This is a genomic window from Protofrankia sp. CiP1_Cm_nod4 (assembly GCF_982290645.1).
On sequence record NZ_CEVIVC010000270.1, the window covers coordinates 1 to 2,758 of the forward strand.

Consider the following 2,758-nt stretch of genomic DNA (forward strand, 5'->3'; position numbering starts at 1 on the left):
GTTTGACCCCGCCCACCCTCTAACAGCCCTATCGGGGAGGTCATTCTCGGTGAAAGTCTCTCAGTTCGACAGCAGCTCGTCCAACGGGATGAACGACAGCCGACTGTCCCGATTCACCATGGCTGCGGCATCTTTCTTGATGCTGTCTCCGATCAGGATTCCGAGCGGCTGCCGATAGGAGGTGAATTCGTCCTCCAAACTCGCTCGATAGCTGAGCACCTGGCCGACCGCGTTGCGGTCCACGGCCCCCTTCTTCAGCTCTATCGCGATAAAGCGCTTCTTGCTGCGCTCGAAGCAGATGAGATCGGCGCGGCCGCCGTTGTAACAGACGTACTGCCGGGCATGAAGGTCCACATGCAGACCGTAGCGAGAGAAGAGCTCCATGTGCCCGGCAAGGTAGTTCTCGATGTCGCGTTCCAGAAGGTACCGTCGCGTGGCCTTTTCCCGGAGGCGGTCCGTCGCCGTGTGGTCGGGGCTGAGACGACCGAGGAGGTGAGCCCAGATAGGCCGGGGGATTTCATAGGCCCGGCGACGGAGGTTCGCCCGCAGCGGACCCCAGTTGGCCAGGACCGGATCGCTTCGCATGTCGGCGAGCTGTAGCGGCCTGCGGAACTTTTCGATCACCTCATAGTCACAGGCGACGTCCCACCCCAGGTCCGCGGCCACGTCGCCGTTGCGGAGCGCGTAGGCGTCTGACCTGGCCTCAATTAGATAGGCGATGTCTTTCTTGATCTGAGACCGGTAGAGCAGGATGAGGTCCTCTTCGCGGGTCTCTTTGTGGCATGTCCACCAGTCGTCCGGAGCGGACCCCCGGGTCGGGTCGAGCTCTGGACGATCGGTGCCGTTCTCATCCAGGTAGTAGTCGGGCCCGGTAACCCAGATCCAGTACCGCCGCCCATCCGATCCGGTCTCCGCTGTTTCCGTCCCCGCTTCGATCATGGCTTGGAATGGTATCATATGGCTGAAGTAACAGTATACCTTGGTCTTGTCTGGCAAGTCGGTCTCGGCAAGAGCGGTTGTCATGTCACCAAGGGTTTCGGTAACTGGTCAGGTCTCGTAGATCGTTTGTTTTTGGTTTCATGGCAGGCTGGGACTCTTCGATGACCTGGCAGCCCAGGAGCGTTGGCGCCGCGTGGTTGATCGGACCGTAGGGTCCAGGTGTGTCCGGTGATCCGCCCGCACCGTCGGTGCCGTCGTATGACGAGCTCGCGGCGCTGGTGGTGGAGCAGGCGGCACTGATCGCGCAGTTGCGGGCCGAGTTGGAACAGGCCCGGGCGCGGATCGCCGAGTTGGAGGCCCAGGTCGGCAAGACGTCGCGGAACTCGGCGAAGCCACCGAGTTCGGACGGGCTGGCGAAACCGCCCCCGAAGTCATTGCGGAAGAAGTCCGGCCGGCGCCCTGGTGGGCAGGGCGGGCATCCCGGATCGACGCTGCGGATGGTGGACGATCCCGACGTGCGGCTGCGGCACGAACCGGGGCCGTGTGGGGGCTGCGGGGCGTCGCTGGCGGGCCGGCCGGTGGCCCGGACCGAACGCCGGCAGGTGTTCGACCTGCCCGAACTACGCCCGCATGTGATCGAACATGAGCTGGTCGAGCGGGAATGCGGCTGCGGGACACGCACGAAGGCGACCGCGCCGGACGGGGTGGATGCCCCGGTCCAGTACGGGCCCCGGGTGAGCGCGGCGGCGGTCTACCTCTATTCCGGTCAGTTCCTGTCGAAGGAACGAACCGCGACCGCGCTGGCCGAGCTGGTCGGGATCCCGATCTCGGCGGGCACGGTCGGTGCGATGACCGCCCGTGCCGCCACGGGCCTGGATGGCTTCCTCGCCACGGTCCGCCAGTGCCTCGCCGACGCCGAGGTCGTCGGCGCCGATGAGACCGGGCTACGGGTCGCCGGGAAACTGCACTGGGTGCACGTCGCTCGCACCGACCGGTACACGCTGATCGACTGCCATCCGAAACGCGGAACCGCGGGGATCGACGCCCTCGGGGTGCTCTCCGGCTTCGCCGGGATCGTGATCCACGACGCCTGGGCGCCGTATGACACCTACACCGACGCCACCCACCAGCTGTGTGTCGCCCACGTGCTGCGTGAGCTGCAGGGGATCGTCGACGCCGCCCCGGCCGGCAGCTGGTGCTGGGCCACCCAGGCCGCCGATGCTCTCCTCGCGCTGCACCGGCTCACCGTCGACGCCGCCGCCACCGGCACCACGGTCGACCCGACCGACCTGGCGACCCACACCCGGCTGCTGCGCCACGCCGCCCACATCGGGATCACCCAGACCTCGCCCCGCGGCACGAAGCTCATGGCCGCCCGCCACGCGCTGGCCTGCCGGCTCGTCGACCGCGAAGCCGACTACCTGCGCTTCACCAGTAACCCGCGGATACCCGCGGACAACAACGGCTCGGAACGCGACATCCGCATGATCAAACTGCGGCAGAAAGTATCCGGGTGTCTACGCACCCTCACCGGCGCCCGCCAGTTCTGCGCGATCCGAAGCTACCTGTCCACCGCCACCAAACACGGCATCCCCTTGTTCGACGCCCTCGTCCACCTCGCCGAGGGCCGCCCCTGGATGCCCGCAACCAGCTAACCCAAGATCAAATCGGTACCTGACCAGTTACGGGTTTCGATCAGGGTGATGATCTTGTCTCGACTCATCCGCTGGTCGCTCGACTACGCAAATGGCGTCTGACCTGACGGTGATCTGAAACTGATCAGACAGATGACGGGCCCTGTCGCCTATCCCATATGGTT

2 protein-coding genes are annotated in these 2,758 nt (G+C 65.6%); one reads left to right on the forward strand and one right to left on the reverse strand.

The window, feature by feature from the left end:
• Window positions 1-60: 60 nt before the first annotated feature.
• Window positions 61-939 carry an EVE domain-containing protein gene (locus tag AC5LSR_RS24030; protein ID WP_250289937.1) on the reverse strand — a complete coding sequence of 293 codons (879 nt, stop codon included), beginning with the start codon at window positions 937-939 and terminating at the stop codon, window positions 61-63.
• A gap of 221 nt (window positions 940-1,160) precedes the next feature.
• On the opposite strand from AC5LSR_RS24030, the gene tnpC reads away from it, so the two are divergent.
• Window positions 1,161-2,594 (forward strand): IS66 family transposase, encoded by a 1,434-nt coding sequence (tnpC, locus tag AC5LSR_RS24035; RefSeq protein WP_250289934.1) that lies wholly within the window; start codon window positions 1,161-1,163, stop codon window positions 2,592-2,594.
• Window positions 2,595-2,758 lie beyond the last annotated feature (164 nt).

What these genes read in the sequence shown, in the direction of transcription:
- AC5LSR_RS24030 (WP_250289937.1), bottom strand. Translation starts at nt 939, where the DNA reads ATGATCGAAGCGGGGACGGAAACAGCGGAGACCGGATCGGATGGGCGG.